At 31.9% G+C, this 21568-nt stretch carries 21 protein-coding genes; 12 read left to right on the top strand and 9 right to left on the bottom strand.

The genetic code is table 11. The annotated features are described in order from the left end of the window. The first annotated feature begins 130 nt into the window (after positions 1-130). Entirely contained in the window at positions 131-1633 is a 1503-nt protein-coding gene (locus BM253_RS03670) for a succinate CoA transferase (RefSeq protein WP_091519320.1), read from the top strand. Positions 1634-1646: 13 nt separating this feature from the next. Here the strand turns inward: BM253_RS03670 and BM253_RS03675 are convergent, their stop codons facing one another. After that, positions 1647-1880 (bottom strand): hypothetical protein, encoded by a 234-nt coding sequence (locus tag BM253_RS03675; RefSeq protein ID WP_091519324.1) that lies wholly within the window; start codon positions 1878-1880, stop codon positions 1647-1649. A 3-nt stretch (positions 1881-1883) separates the two neighbouring features. Further along, complete coding sequence (locus BM253_RS03680) at positions 1884-3266, bottom strand: MATE family efflux transporter (RefSeq protein ID WP_091519326.1); 1383 nt, start codon at positions 3264-3266, stop codon at positions 1884-1886. An 82-nt stretch (positions 3267-3348) separates the two neighbouring features. On the opposite strand from BM253_RS03680, the gene BM253_RS03685 reads away from it, so the two are divergent. The 9 genes from BM253_RS03685 (at position 3349) to BM253_RS03725 (ending at position 10413) form a co-directional block, all read left to right on the top strand. Beyond that, positions 3349-3834, top strand: a complete 486-nt coding sequence (locus BM253_RS03685) for a hypothetical protein (protein WP_091519329.1) — start codon at positions 3349-3351, stop codon at positions 3832-3834. Positions 3835-3855: 21 nt separating this feature from the next. Further along, positions 3856-4308 (top strand): META domain-containing protein, encoded by a 453-nt coding sequence (locus BM253_RS03690; protein WP_091519332.1) that lies wholly within the window; start codon positions 3856-3858, stop codon positions 4306-4308. A 154-nt stretch (positions 4309-4462) separates the two neighbouring features. Beyond that, positions 4463-4987, top strand: a complete 525-nt coding sequence (locus BM253_RS03695; RefSeq protein WP_091519336.1) for a PH domain-containing protein — start codon at positions 4463-4465, stop codon at positions 4985-4987. Continuing rightward, positions 4965-6476 (top strand): PH domain-containing protein, encoded by a 1512-nt coding sequence (locus BM253_RS03700; RefSeq protein WP_091519339.1) that lies wholly within the window; start codon positions 4965-4967, stop codon positions 6474-6476. Before BM253_RS03695 ends, BM253_RS03700 begins: the two co-directional genes overlap by 23 nt. Then, positions 6467-7261, top strand: coding sequence for an alpha/beta fold hydrolase (locus tag BM253_RS03705; protein ID WP_091519341.1), 795 nt, complete (start codon positions 6467-6469; stop codon positions 7259-7261). The genes BM253_RS03700 and BM253_RS03705 overlap by 10 nt, the downstream gene beginning before the upstream one ends. Beyond that, the gene (locus BM253_RS03710) at positions 7245-8150 is read left to right on the top strand and encodes a 1,4-dihydroxy-2-naphthoate polyprenyltransferase (protein WP_091519344.1); all 906 of its coding nucleotides are present in this window, start codon (positions 7245-7247) and stop codon (positions 8148-8150) included. The genes BM253_RS03705 and BM253_RS03710 overlap by 17 nt, the downstream gene beginning before the upstream one ends. A gap of 4 nt (positions 8151-8154) precedes the next feature. Continuing rightward, positions 8155-8832 (top strand): metal-dependent hydrolase, encoded by a 678-nt coding sequence (locus tag BM253_RS03715; protein ID WP_091519348.1) that lies wholly within the window; start codon positions 8155-8157, stop codon positions 8830-8832. Between the two features lie 160 nt (positions 8833-8992). Then, complete coding sequence (locus BM253_RS03720) at positions 8993-9361, top strand: hypothetical protein (RefSeq protein WP_091519353.1); 369 nt, start codon at positions 8993-8995, stop codon at positions 9359-9361. Continuing rightward, positions 9358-10413 carry an o-succinylbenzoate synthase gene (locus tag BM253_RS03725; protein ID WP_091519356.1) on the top strand — a complete coding sequence of 352 codons (1056 nt, stop codon included), beginning with the start codon at positions 9358-9360 and terminating at the stop codon, positions 10411-10413. Before BM253_RS03720 ends, BM253_RS03725 begins: the two co-directional genes overlap by 4 nt. On the opposite strand, the gene BM253_RS03730 is transcribed toward BM253_RS03725, so the two are convergent. The 6 genes from BM253_RS03730 to metK all read right to left on the bottom strand — a co-directional run bounded on the left by BM253_RS03730 (position 10410) and on the right by metK (position 19067). Further along, entirely contained in the window at positions 10410-12116 is a 1707-nt protein-coding gene (locus BM253_RS03730) for a hypothetical protein (protein ID WP_143095578.1), read from the bottom strand. The genes BM253_RS03725 and BM253_RS03730 overlap by 4 nt on opposite strands. Positions 12117-12230: 114 nt before the next feature. Continuing rightward, complete coding sequence (locus BM253_RS03735; RefSeq protein ID WP_091519364.1) at positions 12231-14180, bottom strand: sensor histidine kinase; 1950 nt, start codon at positions 14178-14180, stop codon at positions 12231-12233. Positions 14181-14237: 57 nt separating this feature from the next. Then, positions 14238-15422 carry an LETM1-related biofilm-associated protein gene (locus BM253_RS03740; RefSeq protein ID WP_091519367.1) on the bottom strand — a complete coding sequence of 395 codons (1185 nt, stop codon included), beginning with the start codon at positions 15420-15422 and terminating at the stop codon, positions 14238-14240. A gap of 136 nt (positions 15423-15558) precedes the next feature. Further along, positions 15559-16251 (bottom strand): SIMPL domain-containing protein, encoded by a 693-nt coding sequence (locus BM253_RS03745; RefSeq protein ID WP_091519369.1) that lies wholly within the window; start codon positions 16249-16251, stop codon positions 15559-15561. A gap of 23 nt (positions 16252-16274) precedes the next feature. Then, on the bottom strand, positions 16275-17648 hold the full coding sequence (gene rimK, locus BM253_RS03750) for a 30S ribosomal protein S6--L-glutamate ligase (protein WP_091519372.1): 1374 nt from the start codon (positions 17646-17648) through the stop codon (positions 16275-16277). A gap of 132 nt (positions 17649-17780) precedes the next feature. Continuing rightward, entirely contained in the window at positions 17781-19067 is a 1287-nt protein-coding gene (gene metK, locus BM253_RS03755; RefSeq protein ID WP_091519375.1) for a methionine adenosyltransferase, read from the bottom strand. Between the two features lie 287 nt (positions 19068-19354). On the opposite strand from metK, the gene BM253_RS03760 reads away from it, so the two are divergent. Together BM253_RS03760 and BM253_RS03765 are read left to right on the top strand one after the other, a co-directional pair. Continuing rightward, positions 19355-19750: an acyl-CoA thioesterase gene (locus BM253_RS03760; RefSeq protein WP_091519378.1), complete on the top strand. Its 396-nt coding sequence runs from the start codon at positions 19355-19357 to the stop codon at positions 19748-19750. Between the two features lie 6 nt (positions 19751-19756). After that, positions 19757-20593, top strand: coding sequence for a restriction endonuclease (locus tag BM253_RS03765; protein ID WP_245758441.1), 837 nt, complete (start codon positions 19757-19759; stop codon positions 20591-20593). Positions 20594-20683: 90 nt separating this feature from the next. Here BM253_RS03765 and BM253_RS03770 read toward each other — a convergent pair whose 3' ends face one another. After that, the gene (locus tag BM253_RS03770) at positions 20684-21451 is read right to left on the bottom strand and encodes a copper resistance protein NlpE N-terminal domain-containing protein (RefSeq protein ID WP_091519382.1); all 768 of its coding nucleotides are present in this window, start codon (positions 21449-21451) and stop codon (positions 20684-20686) included. Between the last annotated feature and the right edge of the window lie 117 nt (positions 21452-21568).

Below are 21568 nucleotides of genomic sequence, written 5' to 3' on the forward strand. Positions count from 1 at the left end.
TTAAATCTTAAAATTTTGATTAATTTCTTAAAAATAACGTTCAAAATTGAATTGTTTTTTGTTTAATAAATTATTGTTTGTGCATTTTGTAAATTTGTAAGTCACGAAAATAACAAACGACAGCAAAATAATGGATAGAATTTTATATAGAAATTATATTGATAAAGTAATGGCTGCCGATAAAGCAGCTTTGTTGATTGAAAATAACAATGTAGTAGGGGCAAGCGGTTTTACAAAGGCAGGCGACAGTAAATCTGTTTTGCCTGCATTTGCAAAGCGCGCAGCAACCGAAGATGTTGCCATTACGCTGATTACAGGAGCATCGTTAGGGTACACAACCGATGCCGATTTGGCAGAAAATAACGCTTTGTTACGCAGAATGCCTTTTATGGCAGATCCGGCTTTGCGAAAATCAATTAATGATTATCGTTTAAAATACATCGACCAACATTTAAGCGAAACCGTAGAGCAGTTAATCTGCGGACATATTGCTCCGGTTGATGTTGCAATTATTGAAGCTTCTTTGATCGATGAAAACGGAAACATCATTCCAACAACTTCCATTGGAAATTCGGCTTTTTTTGCTTCGCAGGCTAAAAAGATCATTATAGAAATCAATACAAAAATTCCGTTGTCTTTTAAAGGAATTCACGATTGTTCGGTTCCAAATTCGTATCCCGATCGCGAGGTGATTAATATTCAAAATCCGACAGACAGAATTGGAAAACCTTTTATTGAGATCGATCCTGAAAAAGTAATTGCCGTAGTTTATACCGATATTACCGACCAGCCTGCCGTTATTGCCGAACCAGATGTTAAAACAACTGCGATATCAAACCATCTTTTAAACTTCTTTGAAAATGAAGTTAAAAAAGGAAAGCTAACGTACAGTTTACTGCCTTTGCAAGCGGGAATTGGTAAAGTGGCGAATTCAGTTTTAATGGGCTTTAAAAATTCTAATTTCAAGAATTTAACCATGTATTCTGAAGTTTTGCAGGATTCTACTTTTGAATTGATCGATTCTGGAAATCTTGATTTTGCTTCGGGATCTTCGATTACCGTTTCTGAAGATTGTTATGATCGATTGATTAATAACTTCGATGATTATAAAGATAAACTGATTTTGCGTCCGCAAAATATTTCGAATGCTCCTGAAGTTGTTCGCCGTTTAGGAATTATCGGAATTAACACAGCCATTGAATTTGATATTTATGGCAACGTGAATTCTACACATATTTCGGGCAGTAAAATGATGAACGGAATTGGCGGATCAGGCGATTTTGCTCGAAATGCCTATTTAAGCATTTTTGTTTGTCAATCAGCATCAAAAGAAAATAATATTTCGCATGTGGTACCAATGGTTACGCATCACGATCATACCGAACACGATGTTGATATTTTAGTAACCGATCAAGGTTTGGCAGATTTACGTGGATTGGCACCGCGCGAACGTGCCGAAGTGATTATTGAAAACTGTGTTCATCCTGATTTTAAAGCAGAAATTCGCGATTATTTTCAACGAGCATGCAACCAAACCGGCGGACAAACACCGCACATTTTAGAAGAAGCCTTTAAATTTCATAACCGCTTAAAACAAACGGGGAGTATGCAAAATAAAAAAACACTTGCTTAAGCAAGTGTTTTTTTTATTCCTCTTCAGCAAAACGGGTAATTTCTCTTTCGTAGAATTCGCCAGCTAAATCAATCAAACGATCCATTTCTTCTTTAATTTCTACTTCTTCAGATTCGTCTAATTCTTCTAAAAATTCAATATCTTCTGTTTCTAAATCAATAATAAAACGAGGATATTCTAAATGTATCACAAATAAATTATCGGGGAAATCGGTGTTATCGGCTAAAACAAATTTTGGTAAATCCATTGTTTAAATTTTAATGTTATTGTTAATGTATTTTTTTGCCATGAAATTGAAGCGAAGATACGAAAAAATTGCGGCTACCGTTAAACCACCCAATAATCCGTACCAAATACCTTCGGCTTTTAAAGGTGTGTACAATGCCAGATAAATGCATAGTGGAAATCCGATTACCCAATAAGAAATAAAGGTAATAACCATTGGTAAATTTACATCTTGTAAGCCTCTTAAAGCACCTAAAGCTGTTACTTGAATTCCGTCTGAAATCTGAAAAATGGCTGCAATCAACAATAGTTTTCCTGCTATTTCTATCACTTGTTGATTCATTACTAATTGATTCGGATCGTTATTATTCAAGAATAGCAACGGAATGTAATTATGAAAAATCATAAAAAATAATGCAAATCCAGAATAAAGAATAAACGTCATTAACATGATTGATTTTGCTACAGTTTCCATTTTAACGTAATCTTTCAAGCCTTTTTGGTTTCCAACACGTATCATTCCTGCAACACTTAAGCCCGATGCAAACATGAAAGTCATAGATGCCATTGAAAGCGCAATTTGGTTTGCAGCTTGCGAGGTAGTACCCAACATACCCGAAATCCAAACGGCTCCGGTAAACAAAGCGACTTCAAACAAAGACTGCATAGACGACGGAATACCAATACTTGCAATGTATTTTGATGTTTTTAAATTGATTTCTTTTAACGAAATGTTCTTTAAATATGGCGTAAAAATATCTAAACGATACATAACCACAATAAAATACACCAGCATGGCAATACGCGAAATAAGTGTGCCATAAGCAGCACCCATCATACCCATTTCGGGGAAAATCCACACACCATAAATTAAAAGATAGTTAAAAAGCACATTAACTAAATTGGCTATAATGGTGGCATGCATAGAATATTTTGTTTGCGATTTTCCGTCGGCAAATTGCTTAAAACCTTGATACATAACCAACGGAATCAACGAAAGTGCCACCACATCTAAAAACGGTTTTGCCATTTGGGTAACATCTGCAGGCTGATTCATTAAATCGATAAATGGTTTTAAAAAGAACAGCAATGCGAACAATATCAAACCTAAAAGCGTACACAAAAACACACCGTTTATAAAAATATTTCTACCTTTAACTGTATCATTTTCAGTGTCTGATGCAGCTATTAAAGGAGTTATTGCTGTGGAAAATCCCACACCTACAGATAATGCAATGAATATAAAACTATTGGCAAGCGATGCAGCAGCCAATTCTGTAGCACCAATTTTTCCAACCATAATATTATCAACAATTCCTACAACGGTATGCCCCAACATTGCTAGGATAATCGGGTATGCCAATTTAAAATTATAACCGAATTCTTGGGTATATTTTTTAAGATCCATCAATTTTTTTTGCAAAGATATTTATATAAAATCAGGAATGGCATAACAGTTGAGTACTTCTTACTTAAAAAAGATAGAAATTATGAAAAAGATTTTTTATACCGCTGTTGCAACTTTATTTATAGGTTCGGCAGCATTTAGTCAAACAGAATACAACAAAGGATTTAGATTGGGATTTGGTTTAAATGGTGGATTTCCTACCGATGGTGCTTATGACGGAAGCGTTGGAATTGATGCCCGTGCACAGTACGATTTTACTCAAAAAACATCTATAACATTAACATCGGGGTATACACACCTATTTGCAAAACCTGAAGAAGTTGGATTTGTACCTGCAAAATTAGGTTTTAAATATTTTCTTGGAAATCAGTTTTACTTAATGGGCGAAGCCGGTGCTGCGTTTGGAGTTAATGGAAATATTGATAACTCGTTAATTTTAGCACCTGTTTTCGGGTTTGCCAACAAATTTTTAGACGCTAGTGTGCGATATGAACATTATAGCGATTATGAAACCGATCAAATTGCGCTTCGTTTAGCTTATGGTTTCAGTTTAAAGAAGAAAAAGTAGTATATTTGAAATAAAAATCAAATGAAAAAAATTGTCACAATAGCATTGGTATCCGTTTTTACGTTAGGAATAACTGCTTGCGGAAGTTCGCAAAATTTTGATTCTAAAAAAGCAACTTCAGAAGAAATTAAGAATACACTTAATAACACTTCTTGGGTTTTAAAAAGATTAGATGTTCAAAATAGAGATTTTGTTCCAACCGATGAGCAAAAAGAATTGGTTTTATCGTTTCAAGATGCTAATTACGGTGCAAGCGATGGTTGTAACGGTCAAGGAGGCGAATTTAACGTTTCAAACAATAAAGTAAGTTTTGATAAAGGAATGTCAACCATGCGTTATTGCGGCGAAGAAATGAAGCATTTAATTTACAGCGTTCCGTTTGGTACTGCAAAATCAATTCAAATTAAAAAAGATCAACTGCAATTATTAGATGCAAATAATAAAGTAATTGCAACTTATATTAAAAAGAAATAATGTTTATTTCTAAATAAAATTAAAGGAGTTCAGCGTGATGTTGAACTCTTTTTTTGTGCTATAATGTGAACGATATTAAATAAAATACACTTAATTTTATTAACTTTACCATTATTACTTAAAGAGATAATACTCTTTAAACAAATTAAAACTTATGTTCGAAAATACTTTAGTTGAACTGGATGAAGTTCCACAATATCAGGAAATTACATTTTCAGGTTTACACAATAATTATAAAAAAATAGTACTACTTAATTCACTGGTTACTTTAGTTTTAGGTGTTGGAGTTTGTGTTGCTTTGTTTTTTCTGATTGATGAAATCGAAAAATTTTATGCAATTGTTCCAATTCTTGTACTTACTGGTTTGTTGGTTTTATTGCCGTTATTATCTTACAAAAAAAAGAAATATGCTTTTCGCCAGCACGATGTACTTTTTAAGAAAGGATTAATCTTTAAATCTACACATATTTCACCTTACATTCGTTTGCAGCATGTGGTTATAAAGCAAGGTTGGTATGCTAAAAAGTTAGGGTTGGCAACCTTGGTAATGTACACAGCAGCTAATAATTTCTCGGATATTTCAATTCCAGGACTTACTTTGGAAGAAGCCGAAAGATGGAAAAGTTTTTTAATGAACCGCATTCAAGAGTTAAACGATGAGTCAGAAAATCAGTCATAACTTTTCGCTTCCAAATAAACTCGACAAAAAAGCCCTGTTTTTAGTTTTAGGAACTACATTGTACACGGTTGCTCGTGCTGCATGGCCTATAATTGCTTTAATGGTGGTAAAACGCGAATTTAAAAGTTGGTACTTTTTTGCGGTTATTGGTGTGATTATTCTGGCGACCTTTGTAACAAAATTAATCAATTACTTCTATTTTTCGTATCAGGTTGTTGGCGATGAACTAATTATTAAAAAAGGTTGGTTAAACAAATCTACAACGGTTGTAAAGCTCGATAAAATACACGAAGTTAATCTAAATCAGAAGTTTACACACAAAATTATCGGACTTTATTTGGTGAATATCGATACCGCCGGAAGCTCATCTACCGAAATTGAAATCAACGGAATTGATTTTCAAAAAGCTTTGGCATTGAAAGACGTGCTGACTTCTTCGGTTGAAACAAATCAGGAATCAACAACTATTTTATCAGATGAAAGTCAACAAGTAATAATTGAAGATCAGCCAAATGATAAAATAAAAATAAGTTTGATCAGTCTGATAAAAATCGGATTAACACGTAATTACCTGCAAACATTCGGTTTATTGATTGCCTTCTCGTTTCAGATAATTGATCAGTTACAAGATTTTTTCTATAAAGATGATGCGTCTGTTTATGATGATATTTTTGAAGCGTCGTATGATCAATATTTAGGTTTGGTAGGTGTTGCGATCTTTTTTGGATTGATAGCTTTGGTGGTGATTTTCAATTTGGCAAGAACCTTACTAACTTACTACAACTATCAGATAAATTTAAAAGACAAGCATCTTACAGCGTCTTATGGTTTAACAGATTCGCATATTATTTCGATTCCTGCAAACAAAGTGCAAATGTTTCAGTTTCAGCAAAACTACTTTCAAAAACTTATGAATTTGTTCGAAGTTAAAATCAAGCAAGTCGAATCAAACGAAAATAATCAAAAGAAAAAGGGATTAATTATTCCTGGAGCTAATTATTTGGAATTAAATACATTATTCAATGTTGTTTTTAGTAAAAATTTGAGTGATTTAAAGAGCGGATACAAACCTCATATTCGAGTTTTAGTAATTAAAATAGCGATACTTTGTATCCCTGCAATCATTGCATTAACAATATTATATTTTACCGATTCTTTACTTTTTAGTTGGGTTATTCTGCCGTTTTTTATTTTGGGTTGTCTCTTAATTTACATGGGATATAAAAACGAAAAGATGGTTTTTAAAGATGATTTTGTAATTCTTAAAAGCGGAATTTGGGATATTTCTACCACTTATCTTCCAATCGATAAAATTCAAAAAGTTTCCATTTCTCAAAGTTATTTTCAAGAGAAAAGACAAATAGGTTCGTTAAATTTGTACACTGCTGCCGGCATAGTTACCTTGTATTATTACGATTTCTATATCCTACAGCAAATGGTTAACGAAATTCTTTATAAAATAGAAAAAAACAAACATTCATGGATGTAATACGTTTGCACGAACAAACTGTTTTTATACAAACATCGAACATATATTTTAAAAAGTGGGAAGTAGAAAACCCACGAAATACCATTATTTTATTGCACGATTCATTAGGTTGCACGTTTTTATGGCGTGAATGGCCAGAGGAATTGGCAAAGGAATTAAAATGTAATGTAATTGCGTATGATCGACGTGGTTACGGAAAATCGGACAATTATACCGTTAAAAGACCAATTAATTATTTGGAACAGGAAGCGGATATTTTAAAGGATCTCTTAAATTATTGGCAAATTGAAAAACCTATTTTGTTCGGGTTTTCAGACGGAGCTTCGGTTGCTACCATTTTTGCAGGAATGTTTCCAAATGATCTGGAATTACTGATTATTGAAGGTGTTCATGTGTTGATTGAACCCGAAACGCTAAAAGGAATTGTGGAAGCCGAAAATATTTTGAAAACAACTCAAATCGCTAAAGCATTACAAAAATATCATGGCGATAAAGTTTATGATTTATACTACGCTTGGACAAAAACATGGCTTTCAGATGAACATCAAACTTGGAATATCGAACATTTTATTCCAAAAATCACTGTTCCTACATTAGTTATTCAAGGCGAATTTGATGAATTTGGATCTATGAATCAGGTAAATGCGTTTGATAAGTCATCTGGAATTGTCGAAAAATTAATTGTATCAAACGCAAAACACACTGCTCACAAAGAACAAAAAGAACTTGTTTTTTCAACGATTACTCAATTCGTAAATACACATCTGCATGAAAAAATGGATTAAAGCCGCGCGTTTACGCACCTTGCCGTTATCTGTTTCGGGAATTATTTTAGGTAGTGCTTGTGCGTATCAGGCAGTTCCGTCGCACTCAAAATTCTGGCTTATTTTCGGTTTGTGTTTGCTTACAACCTTGTTTTTTCAGGTACTATCTAATTACGCAAACGATTATGGCGATGCTGTTAAAGGAACAGATAACGAAAACAGGGTAGGACCACAACGTGCCATTCAAAGCGGTGAAATTAAAAAAGAAGCAATGAAAAGGGCAATCATCATCACAGCTGTTTTAGGTATGATTTCTTCGGTTGCCGTTGTTTATTTTTCGTTTGGTAAAGAAAATTTTGTAGAAGCAATTATTTATCTGGTTTTGGCAGTTGCTTGTATTGGTGCAGCAATTAAATACACAGTTGGTTCATCGGCTTACGGATACCGTGGCTTGGGCGATGTTTTTGTATTTGTGTTTTTTGGTTTGGTTAGCACATTGGGCAGTTATTATTTATACACGCATTGGTTAGATTTAAAAGTGCTTTTTCCTGCATTTGCCGTAGGTTTTTTAAGTACAGCGGTACTGAATATGAACAATATGCGCGATATTGAAAACGATGCCGCCATGAATAAAAATACGCTGGTGGTAAAAATGGGTTATAATAAAGCAAAAACGTATCACTTTTTTCTAATTATTGCATCGATCATCTTGTTTAATACTTATGCTATAGGAAGTTTCACAAAATGGTATCAGTTTGCGTATGTTTTGGCATTGATTCCGCTGTTTAAAAATATCGGAGTTGTAGCAAAAACAAAAAATCCGCGAGATTTAGATCCCGAGTTAAAACGCATTGCCTTAACCACATTTTTTATATCTTTATTATTCTCAATTGCTATAATTTTAAATTAAAACTATGAAAATAACTTATTACGGACATGCGTCATTAGGAATTGAAGTGAACGGAACAAGCATCATCGTAGATCCTTTTATTTCGGCTAACGAACTGGCAAAGCATATCGATCTTAATTCTTTAAAAGCCGATTATATCTTAATTACGCATGCGCACGGCGACCATATTTTAGATGTTGAAACCATTGCAAAAAATACGGGTGCAACTATTGTATCGAACGCTGAAATTGCGGGTTATTATGAAGCTAAAGGTTTTAAAACACATCCAATGAATCACGGCGGATCTTGGCAGTTTAATTTTGGTAAAGTAAAATATGTAAATGCGATTCATTCAAGCAGTTTTCCCGATGGAACTTATGGCGGACAACCAGGTGGTTTTGTAATCGAAGCCGATAATAAGAATGTGTACATTGCCGGAGATACTGCGTTAACGTACGATATGAAGTTGATTTCTATGCGAAATCCTTTAGATTTAGCTATTTTACCAATTGGCGATAATTTTACAATGGATGTTGATGATGCTGCCATTGCAGCCGAATTTTTAGAAGTTACCACTGTTTTGGGATATCATTACGATACATTCGGATACATAAAAATTGACCATGAAGTAGCAAAACAGAAATTTGCCAATAAACACAAAGAACTGATTTTATTGCCTGTGGGTAATTCAATGGAAGTTTAATGATATTAGGCAAATGTCTTAATCTTTCCTTTTTTGTCAAGCTGAACTTGTTTCAGCTTCTCAATAGTATTTACATATTTGATTATAAAAGGAGTTCGAAATAGCAGGAAAAATAAATTCAGACAGTTTCTTTCCAAAAAAACAATATAATGAAACAAAAATGCAATGGAATTATTTATTTAAACATTGGTCTGCAACTTTGCTTTTACCTTTGCTTTTAACTAAAATACTTCATAATGAAAGTATTGAATTACTAGCGATAGGTTTTCTTTTCGGTTTTGTATTTTCTTTACCAACGTATGCTTTTTACGCTCTTATATTTAAGTCTTTACAAGAAGAAACTATATCAATTTCTCTCAAAAAAATTATATTGATAGGTATATCTGTTTTTGGTATTTGTGTAACATTTGCTTTAATGTCAGGAGATTTAAAAGGTGTTTTTACTTATGATGTATTTATATATATAATTAGCTCATTGATAACAGGCATTTTTTTTAGATTAGGAAAAAAATCGAAAACTAAGTTATGAAAGCAACATTTAAAAAATATATATTAAACTTTAAACAGGCATCCGGAACATCACGAGGTATCATGAATACCAAAGAAACTTATTTCCTAATTATTCAAGATAATGATAAAATTGGAATAGGTGAGTGTGGTTTGTTTCGAGGGTTGAGTTATGATGATCGATTGGATTATTCGGACAAATTGAAATGGGTGTGCGATAATATTTATTTAGGTGTTGATGTGCTTTGGAATGAGTTAAGGGAATGGCCATCGATTCAGTTTGGGGTTGAGCAAGCATTTTTATCGTTGCAAAGTAATAATCCATTTGTGTTGTTTTCTTCAAGATTTACAGAAAGTACAAAAGCAATACCAATAAATGGTTTGGTTTGGATGGGTTCACCCGAATTTATGAAGCAACAAATTACCGAGAAGATTTCAAACGGATTTAACTGTATAAAAATCAAAATCGGAGCGATTGATTTCAATGAAGAATTAAATTTAATTTCTGGAATTCGAAGAGATTTTTTACCTGAAATGATCGAAATTAGAGTCGATGCTAATGGTGGTTTTAGTTCTATTGATACTTTAGGTAAAATAAATCAATTAGCTGAATATAAAATACATAGTATTGAGCAACCTATTAAACAAAATCAATATGACAGTATGGCAGATCTGTGTAAAACAACTTCAATTCCTATTGCGTTAGATGAAGAATTAATTGGTGTTACAAAATTGCAGGATAAAGAAAATCTATTGCTAAAAATTAAGCCGCAATACATCATTTTAAAGCCAAGTTTGGTGGGTGGCTTTAAAGGATCGCAAGAATGGATCGATATTGCCCAAAAATTAGGTATAGGTTGGTGGGTAACTTCTGCTTTAGAAAGTAATATTGGTTTAAATGCCATTGCACAATGGACCTTTACGTTGGAAAATAATATGCCGCAAGGTTTGGGAACTGGAGGATTGTTTACAAATAATTTTGATACTAATTTATATGTAAAAAACGGACATTTGTGGTTTAATGATCAAATCGAAATTTCAATAAAAGATGTTTTAAATCAATTAGAAAATTAACTAATATAAATTAAAACGGTAGTTTCTTGATTATCCTTATTCAATTCAAAATTGATAGATCTATCGTTTAAAAAAGTCAGTTGATCTTCATTTAAATTAATAGATTTATTGATCCAGATCTTGTAAGTACTTTTGTTTTTAGATTTGTAAATCGATAGAAAACAAGTTAATTCTTCCTTGTATTTAATTTTATCGATCAATTTATAAGTAAAAAGCATAATTCGCAACAGCGTTTTAAACTCCAAATCGCTCAAAATTATGGTGTTGTCTATAAAAGTTTCAATTTTAATGAAATTTGCATACTGCTTTTTAATATCGTTAATAATGTAAGCTATATCAACTATTGTGTAATTTGTTTCGGAAATGGTGTGCGAAATAGCTCGTGCGGCATCTTCTACTTCTTTAATTTTTTCCTGAAGTTGATCCAAATTAATCTCTAATTTATCAAAATCAACCAATAAATCATCAATTTTTGATAATGCATTTGTACTGATAAGTTGCTTCGTTCGATTGTTTTCATTCAAGATTGACGCATCCATTTGTTCCTTAATTTCAATCAAATATTTGTACATCTGCGTTTTTTCATTAAGATATTCACGGTGCTTTCTGGCTAATTGTCTGTTTTTAATGTTTCTGTAAATAAAATAGTACAGCACAACAGAAAACAACAAAATAAAGGTAAAAGCTGTGATGCTTAAATTCTGTTTTTGAATGGATTGTTGTTCGGATTTTAGCTTTAAAAAGTTTGAATTCGTGGCAAAAATAAAATCGTTTACATAGTTTTTGTAGGTAAGCAGTGAATCGTTAATCTTAATATAATCATTGGTATATTTGTTAGTATTAAAATTATCTGTTGCCAATAAAAGCTGTAAAAGCTGATGTTCGTAAATGAAATTATCTGTTTGCTTGCTAACTTGTAAAGCTTTTGAAAAATTATAAAGTACAGAATCTTTTAATGATGTTGTTTGAAACTGTTTTGCTTTTAAATAATAGTACAAAACCTCGCTTTCTTTTGTAGGTGCCGTTGCTAAATTAGCTTTATAATGCGCAAAATCGTTAGAAATGCTACGATCTCTTATTTCAATTTTAGCATAAATATTGTAAAATAAATTGGTAAAAAACAAATCTTCATTTGTTCTATTTTCCTTTAAAAGTTCATTAATTCTTGCGGTTGATCGAACAATAATTTTATCATAATCTGCTTTTGTAATAAGATACTTGTTAATCTCGCCGGTAAGGTAATTCTCAATCAATGTACCTCGTTTAACAATTTTATTATTCGCGTCGTCGATATTTATGAAACGGTTGATTTTTGTTTCGTACTGATCCGAATCGGATTGTTTTAAAATCGGCAGACTAAAAACATCAATGTATAGCTGTTTAACGTTTTCATCTTCAAGCGGAATTTCCTTTAATTTTTCCATTTCGATCTTAGAATGTGCCAAAAGATCAATCCGGTTTGTTAACGAAACCTTTCTAATGGAATTAAAGAATTTTTTTCGGTCATTATTTTTAAACAGATTGTTAGCAAGGGTTAAGTAATAATATGCACTGTCGAATTTATTATTTTTTACCAGATAAGTGCTGTACAATTGGTGATTAATGCCTAAAAGAATACTGTCGGTTTCTTTCATATACAGCGAATGCACTTTTTTTAAATTGTACGGATCGGCTTCGTATTCACTATTATAATTCTTGCGCATAGTAATACTGTCAATTTTATAATTTGCATTTTTGTACACTTTTTTGTTGTTACATGCCGTAAAAAGACAAATAACAAGTAAAAAAAGTATATGTTTTTTAATTAAATGCATAAATTATAAGTTAACGGTAATAGTAAATTGAGTTCCTTTTGTTGAATCAATAGTTAGATTTCCATTGATTTCTTTTAAACGATTTTGAATGTTATTAATTCCAAGTCCTTTTTTAGCGGTTTTTTTAAAGCCTTTACCGTTATCAAAAACAATCAGTGTTATGTTTGAATTTTCCTGATAGATCTCTACAGTTGCTTTGGTTGCCGATGAATGTTTATGAATATTTTGCAACAATTCCTGTAAAATTCGGTACAAATGAAAGCGGACTTTTGGATGTGTTTTAAACCACTCTATTGATAAATCCAGATCATAATCAAATTCAATAATATTATTTGGTTGATTTTCAATTAGTTCTATAATCATGTGATGAAACGAATCTTTTTCAAACAAATTATTTATTTCGTTGTAATTATCGCAAATTTCAAGCAGACTGCTTTTTACTTCTAAAACGGTATTTTTTGCAATCTGCAAACTTTCGGGTTTTATAAAATCTTTATGCAGTAAAAATCGGGTAGAAAACAACTTGTTCACAATATTATCATGCAACTCCATAAAAATCTGCTTTTTGTTGTTGTTCAGCTTGTTTTCAATATTGTTTTTATAGGTCAGCGTAACTTCAAGGGCTTTTGTATCTTGTTCGATATAATTGTTACGAAGCTGTATTTTTTTTAGATTGATTTTTTGAATAATGCTGTAAATAACCAGTAAAGAAATAATTGAAACACTTAAAATAATGGCAACAATGTAAAAAATTTCGCGTTTAAGCTTTTCATTTTTTCGGACTAATTCGTGATTTTCATAAATAACTTTCTGGTTGATATTCAGTTTGTTATCGTTTTCTTTTTGAATTTTACTGATTACATTTAAATAGTGATTGTTCAGTTCAACCGAAGTAGAATCGGTATTTTGCATGATCTGCTCTAAAATACGTTTCTCTAAATACAGGTTTTTAAATTTTTGTTCGTTTTCTAATAAAAGTTCTTTCTGAAAATGCTTTGCCGCAATGGTATCTTTCTTGATTTTTAAAAGATAGTCGCCAATTGTTGCAAAATTTACCTGCATTATGGGAATACGTGCCGCACTTGGCTTACTTTGCCTAAATTGATCAACATAATTGTCTAAACTGTCTAAATCTTTAGCCTCAATTTTATAATGAATTAAATTATGCAGAGCCGTTATTTTTTGTCGATTATCCGGTTTTTTAGAAAACGAAGCTAAATTATATGCTGTTTTTAAATCGGCAATAGTTTGTTTTAAAGATATTTTCCCTATTTTGTTTCCGATAACTGCATAATTATTTATGTAAGTACTTTGTAATGAATTAATTTTTTGTTGAACAATTAATTTTTTATTGAAATAGTCAGATAAAACATCATAATTCTTCAAAACATTAAATGCAGCAGTATATTTTTTTTGATTGTAATGAATATTGCTGATTAAAACAAAAGTTGAAGCTTTTTCAAAGGCATATTCTTTATTTTTAGTTCCAAGATTTTCTATGGCTTTGTACGCATGGTTTTCGGCAAGTTGAAAATTTTGTGTATTAAAGTAGTATTGTGCAATTAAATAGTTTGATAAATAGGCATCGTATAAATTGTTCTGATTTTCAAAATAAGTAGCTGATTTAAACAGACGTTGATTTCTGGTTTCGATTGAATTTAAATCAGAATTTAAAAAAATCTGCAGATTATTTGCTCGATAAATATCGATAGAATCACTTTTACTCAGTGATTGATTTTCGTAATAAGCGATTTGATTTTTAGCTTTATCGGGCTGTTCTGCAAACTGAATATTGTACAGCAAACAATAATACAACTCGTCTAAAGTAAAAGTTTTGTAATTGCTGTCAGTAACTTTTTTGTGGATTAAAATATGGTCGTAAACATTCGCCGGCTTTTTGCACGATACAGCAAAAAACAATGAAAATAAAGTAAGTACTACTAATTTACGCACCGGGTTGGTTTTAATTACAAACCAACAAATTTATGAAAATATGTTAATGAAATCTGCCTACTTATTCTCATTAAACGAATTAGGTATCAATTCCGGTAGCAGTTTTATTAAAATTGGTAATAGTAAACTTCCACCCGGAATTAAGAAAATAGTAAATGCCGGAACCGTTTTACCCAATTCTATAAACTGATTTTTTAGTTGTATTTTTTCTTTGTCTGAAAGGTTGGTGTAAGTTGCCTTTACTACCAATTGCATGAGTAATTTGTTGTTTTCTAATTCTTTAATTAAACTTTTTTTGTTTCGTTTGATCAGTAAAGCAACTGTTTTGTGGGTGTTTTTATATAATTTTTTTAATGGATGTGAGAATTGAAAATACGGAATTTCACTTCTATTGTTTTCAATAAAAGAAACCATATCGGTTAAAGATCTTTTAGTAAAATCTTTTTGTAAACCTAATAAATTTTGTAGTTGAAGAATGAATTTAAACTCTTTTTGATCAATTTTTTCATCGTTCCATAAAACCATCAGGGCAATATCATAAATGTAAGCTTTGCCGTAAAACGTTTTAATATTCCACAAATCCAAAGTAGAAAGTTGGGTATCGAAGTTTTTTAACGAAGCATATTTTAATGAGCTGCTTAAAACTTCCTGCAACTTCACATCGTATTTTGAAACATTCTGTTTTTGGTTGAAACTAATCATTACCAAATGAGAAATAGTTTGTTCCAGATACTTGTAATAGTTCAAGATTTCGGTTTCGTTCAATAAATATCGCTTAAAACAAAGAACATCTGTAAAAATTAAAAAATTCGATAAATGATGCGAAAATGTTTTATCCAAATAATTAGACGATCGAGTAGTGCGTTCGTTCAGAATTTTCTCAAGCGATGCAAAAGCTTTTTTAGATTCAAATTTTATAAAAGAAAAGTAAGATTCTGTTTTAGCTTCGCCCATTTTTTTGTAGAAATCTTCGGCGTTTTTGGTAAATTCTTTAAAATCAGTTTCATTTTTTGTTTGAACAAAAGTTCCATACAAAGCTTCCAACAAAACAATTTTTGCATATTCTTCGTGTGTTAGATCGAACGAATTAAAAACCGGTTGGATGGATTTTGTTGTAAAACCGTATATAAAGCCTGTTTTACGAATGTTTTCGTAAAATTCTTCTTCGGTTTGATTAATAAAAAAAGATGGATTACTTAATTTAAAAAATTTAGTAATCCATAACTCTTTTGATGGGTTCATAAAAATTGAAACAATTTAAAATTTTTATTTGAACTTGAAATCATAAAACACATAGAAACATAGTTAGTTAGATTTTGCTTAAGAGCATAAATAACTTATTTAACTATGTATCTATGTGGTATAATTATGTTTAGTTTTACTTTAATTCAAAAACAACATTTACGTTGGTTGAAATTTCAATTTCGCCAACAGCCAATGTTTGATCCATTCCTGCAGATTCATCAGCCATTGCAGTTTTCATCATATAAACTCTAGGATTGTTTACCATAGACTGATCGCTGATGATTAATGCTTTCCCGATCGTTTGGTTTAAAGCACTTGCATAATCTTCGGCTTTTTTCTTAGCGTTAAGAACTGCTTTTGCTCTAATTTCTGTTGCAACTTTTTCTGTTTGTGTCGATTTAAATTCAACTCCGTTAATCGTATTTGCTCCAGCAGCCATTAAATCAGCCATTAATTTTTCGTAATTGTCCAAATTTCTTAAGGTAATAGTAATGGTTTGACTTGCTACGAAATAATCTTTTTTCTCTTGATATTCTCTTGTTTTGTAAAGATTTACACGTTGTGTTTGATAATCTTTTTCTGCAACATTACTTTTTTTGATTACCTGAATCATTTTGGCAATAATTTCATCGTTCTGTTTTTTTGCCTTTGCCGAATCAAGATCTTTAATTTCTGCACCCATTGTTATTACGGCATAATCCGGCTTAATTTTTACCGAACCTTCGCCGTTCACGTTAACCTGTGGAGTAATGCTGTTGTTGTTGTTTTGTGCCATTGCTGAAAATGTTACTAATACAAGTGTAAATAAATAAACAATCTTTTTCATGTTTTTAAAAATTAAATTTTAGATTAAAGGTTAAGCCATTTAAAGTTCTTTTCTATGGCTTTTATCATTTCCCCTGCAATATCCTTGCCAGTTGCACCTTCAATTCCTTCCAATCCGGGAGAAGAATTTACTTCTAACAGCAAAGGTCCTTTAGATGAGCGTATTATGTCCACACCGGCAACTTTTAAATTCATTGCTTTTGCTGCTTTTATGGCAATTTTTTTCTCTTCGGCAGTAACTTTTACTATTGATGCCTTTCCTCCTAAATGAATATTTGCTCTAAATTCTCCTGGTAAAGCTTCACGCTGCATGGCAGCAACCACTTTTCCGTCGACCACAAATAAACGCAAATCTTTTCCGTTGGCTTCTTTAATAAATTCTTGTACTAGAATGTTTGCCCCAACACTTTTAAAGGCATTGATTACAGATTCTGCAGCCTTTTTTGTTTCAGCCAAAACCACACCTTTTCCTTGTGTTCCTTCTAACAACTTAACAATTAAGGGCGATCCACCTACCATATTTATTAAATCGTTGGTATCTAACGGTGAATTAGCGAAACCTGTTGTAGGAATATCAACACCGTGATTTAAAAGCATTTGTAGTGAATACAGTTTATCGCGCGATTGCGTGATAGATGTTGCATTATTCAAACTAAATACTTTTAACGATTCAAAATGACGGATAAGTGAACAACCGTAATATGTCATGCTTGGACGAATTCTTGGAATGATCGCATCAAAATCGTTCAAAATGCGTCCGCCACGATAATGAATTTCTGGCTGGTGCGCATCTAATTTCATATAACAATGCTTGATATTCAAGAAGTGCATTTCATGTCCACGCAATTCGCCGGCTTCAATAATTCGCTTGTTCGAATATAAATCGGGATTACTTGCCAGCAAACCAATGCGTAAACCGTGTTTTTCTATATTGGTTGTATTGTAATATTCTTTGATTTTCTCCGGAGTAACTACGCCGAATTTAAAACGTTCGTCTGGATCCACAATAATTTTTCCAGTCATAGCTTCACGACCCAAAAGCATACGAAAACCCATTGAATCACGATTTGTCAACGTTAATTCAATAACCCACGATTTTTCACCAAGCGATATTTCGGTATTAATAACGTATCGACTTTCGCGCGTACCCGTGCTGCTTTTTACAATGCGTTTATCAATTACTTTAGCTTCACAAACAATAGAATTTTTTACATTTCTTTGGATAGGATGGATAACAAAACGCACCCAGGTTTCTCCGTTTTTATCGAAAGGTGTAATTTGTTCGGCATGTAATGCGGAAGTTTTTGCACCAGAATCTACTCGAACTTTTATCGCAGGTACCTTTAATTCTGGCAATGAACACCATTCTTCACTACCAACAATAACTTTATCAATCATAATTTTTCTTTGTACAACTTTACAACTAAAGTATTTAAAAAAAATGAAATATTTTATAAATCGATCGAAATAAAAAGTCGCTTTTAAAAAAATATTAAAAGCGACTTTCGTTAAAAATTTATATGGTATCGATTATAAGTTAAAAGCTTGTTTTACAGCATCGATTTTATCTAACTTTTCCCAAGTAAACAATTCTACCTCAATAGTTTTTTCTTCACCGTTCGGGTTTTTAAAAGTTTTATTAACAACCTCATTTTTACGACCCATGTGTCCGTAAGCAGCGGTTTCACTGTAAATAGGCTTTCTTAATTTCAACGTTTGTTCGATATGATACGGACGTAAATCAAACAATTGCTGTAATTTATCTGCAATTTCACCATCAGTTAAATTTACTTTTGCTGTTCCGTAAGTATTTACGAAAACACCCATTGGTTCTGCAATTCCGATAGCATAAGAAACCTGAACCAACAATTCGTCTGCAACACCCGCAGCAACTAAATTTTTCGCAATGTATCTTGCAGCATAAGCTGCCGAACGATCAACTTTACTTGGATCTTTCCCAGAAAAAGCTCCACCACCGTGCGCACCTTTACCACCGTAGGTATCAACAATAATTTTTCTGCCTGTTAAACCTGTATCGCCGTGAGGTCCGCCAATAATGAAAACACCAGTTGGGTTTATATGATAGGTTATTTCTTGGTTGAAATAAGGCTGATATTGCGGATATTTCTTTAATAAACGAGGAATTAAAATTGACACAATATCTTTTTTAATTTGATCCTGCATTGTTTTTTCTGCTGTGTTTTTCGCCTCGACAGAATTGTTTTCAGGCTTTACAAAATCATCGTGCTGAGTTGATAAAACAATCGTTACCACACGTTTTGGTTTGTTATCATCGTCATATTCCAACGTAACCTGAGATTTAGCATCGGGACGTAAATAGGTAATTTCGTTGTTTTCCCTGCGTAATTCTGCTAATTCCTGCAATAATTTGTGCGATAAATCTAAAGCCAAAGGCATATAATCTTCGGTTTCTGTTGTAGCGTAACCAAACATGATACCTTGATCGCCCGCACCTTGTTCTTCTTTATTTGCTTTGTCAACTCCTTGGTTGATATCTGCAGATTGTTCATGAATTGCCGATAAAATTCCACATGAATTCGCATCGAACATATATTCGCTTTTTGTGTAACCAATTTTTTTGATTACATCACGCGCAATTTGCTGAACATCTAAATAAGTGTTCGATTTTACTTCGCCAGCCAAAATAACCTGACCCGTAGTAACCAAAGTTTCACAAGCAACCTTTGAATTTTCGTCAAAAGCTAAAAAGTTGTCAATTAATGCGTCTGAAATTTGATCTGCAATTTTATCAGGATGCCCTTCACTTACAGATTCTGATGTAAAAAAATATGCCATAATTTAGATTAAATGTTAATGAGGAAACTAAATTGCACGCTTTTACTAAAGAAGTTTTCTGCTTTAGCATTTTTTTAAAGAGGTTGCAATCAGTCAAATTTTTCCTCGAAATTTTATGATGCAAATATACAACTAAGATTTAGAAAAAAAACAAAAGATGAACTTTTTATTGTGGATTATTTTTGTGAAGATTAAATTTTGGTTTAAGCAACAGAGATTTTGATATTTTATCAATATTCGCAGCATTTTCCGTTTTTTGTTTTATTTTTAGTGAAAAGAATAACACAATGAAATTTCATACACGAAAATGGGTAAAACCCGAAGATTTAAATCCCAACAAAACACTTTTTGGCGGAAAACTATTAGCTTGGATTGATGAAGAAGCTGCTTTATATAGCATTATTCAGTTAGAAAATGCGCATGTTGTTACAAAATTTATGTCTGAAATTAATTTTATGGCATCGGCTAAAGAAGGCGATATTATCGAAATTGGATTGGATGTGGTAAAGTTTGGAACAACTTCTTTAGTTTTAAACTGTCAGGTTCGCAATAAAATGACTCATGAAACTATTATTACTGTTGATAAAATCACCATGGTTAATTTAGATGCCGATGGAAATCCAAAACCACACGGTAAAACAAAAATTGAGTATGTGCATGAACGTTTATCAAAAAAGGAATAGTATTTAATGAGTATTCAAATAAAAAAACAATCGGGAGAAACCGTTCCGTTTAACGAAAAAAGTTTGCATAGATCATTAGTAAATTCTGGTGCTACCATCGAAGTTGCTAATCAAGTATGTGATACCATTACAAAGGAACTTTACAATGGTATTTCAACCAAAGAATTGTATCAGAAAGCGTTTGATTTATTGAAAAAATCGAAATCGTCTGTAGCAGCGCGATATAGTTTAAAAAGGGCTTTACAAGATTTGGGACCTGAAGGATTTTTCTTTGAAAAATGGGTAGCAAAAATTTTCGAAGTTCAAGGATATGACACCATTACAAGTCAGACTTTAACAGGGAAATCGACCATAAACCATGAAATAGATGTGATTATTTCTAATAAAAACGAAGATATAATTTGCGAATGTAAGTTTAGAAACGATATTGATGCCAAGATAAGTGTAACTACACCTATGTATTTTCTATCACGATTTATTGATGTAAAGGAAAATGATTTTACTTTTTTTAACCGACCTTTTAAACCACAAAAAGGATATTTAATTACCAATGCATTTTTTACAACTGATAGTATTGCTTTTGCAGAGTGTTATGATATAAATTTAATCAGTTGGAATTATCCCGAAGATAGAAGCATTAAGCGTTTAACCGATCAACAAGGCTTATATCCGATTACTTGTTTAACCACTTTGACTAAAGAAGAAGAACAAATTCTGTTGTCTAAAAATTGTATTTTGGTACGTGAATTAATTAAAAATCCGGTTTTATTAGATCATTTTAAATTCGATAAAAAAAGAAAAGAGCTGATTTTAAAAGAAGCAGGGGAGTTGTTAGGATTTTAACCAATGTATTCCAATTCGTAATAGTATCATTATAAACCGAATAAATTTACACTGTGCCCAAAAAGTTAAATACTTTTAGGGCACAATATATTACAAAGTGCTTTTTATTTTTTTATACGATCCTTGAAAAGGAACAAATCGCAAACTATCGTTACATTTAAACTTTACAGAGTCTTTAGAAATGTTTTCAAACAACACATGGGCTTCTTTTTTAGTGAAAATAATCCTTAAATTTCCATCGTTGTTTAAAGCTGCATTCAGCTGATTTCCTTTATCTAAATTGGCGTTTAAGTTTGTTTTGCAGTTGGTTAAAGAATCTAACTTATTGAAAAGAGTGAATTCTAAATTATACTTCTCGTTTTTTAAATGTTTAATTTTTAACTTATTGTATAAATTAATCGTGTCGCCAACAGTGTAAGTTCCTTCGATAGATTGATGTTTAAATTTTGTTTTCTTGTGTAAGATATAATCATTCGCAAATTCGCCTGTAACTTCTTTTAAATCACTGCCTACACGCAAAATTTTATCGTAATCTTTAATTCTAAAAAACAACTTTTCACGGTCAAAAGTCGCTGTAAAAACACTGTCATTTAACTTCCAGGTTCCTACTTTAGTTGTTGGAAGTTCGTTTTTATCCTGATAATAAACGGTTCGTGAAATGGTACTGTCCTTATAAATTCTAATAGAACTTTCAATACCGGGACAATCGGGACAAGGAATAATTCCTTCAAAAGTATTGCAGAAAATAGTGTCTAAAAGTGGTTGTTCTATCACAACAACTGCCTTATTATCTTTCTTACAGGCAGTAAAAAAAAGCGTAATAATTAGCACTTGTAATGTTTTAATACCCCATTTCATAGCTGTTTGTTTTTAATTGAATTTATCATGTACTTAACAAAAATAGTTCCAATTATTAGCAAATCAAAAAAAAATTAGGCTAAAAAACAGAGGATATATTTTAAAAATGCAAGATTT

The sequence above is a fragment of the Paenimyroides ummariense genome (assembly GCF_900115115.1).
Lineage (GTDB): Bacteria > Bacteroidota > Bacteroidia > Flavobacteriales > Flavobacteriaceae > Flavobacterium > Flavobacterium ummariense.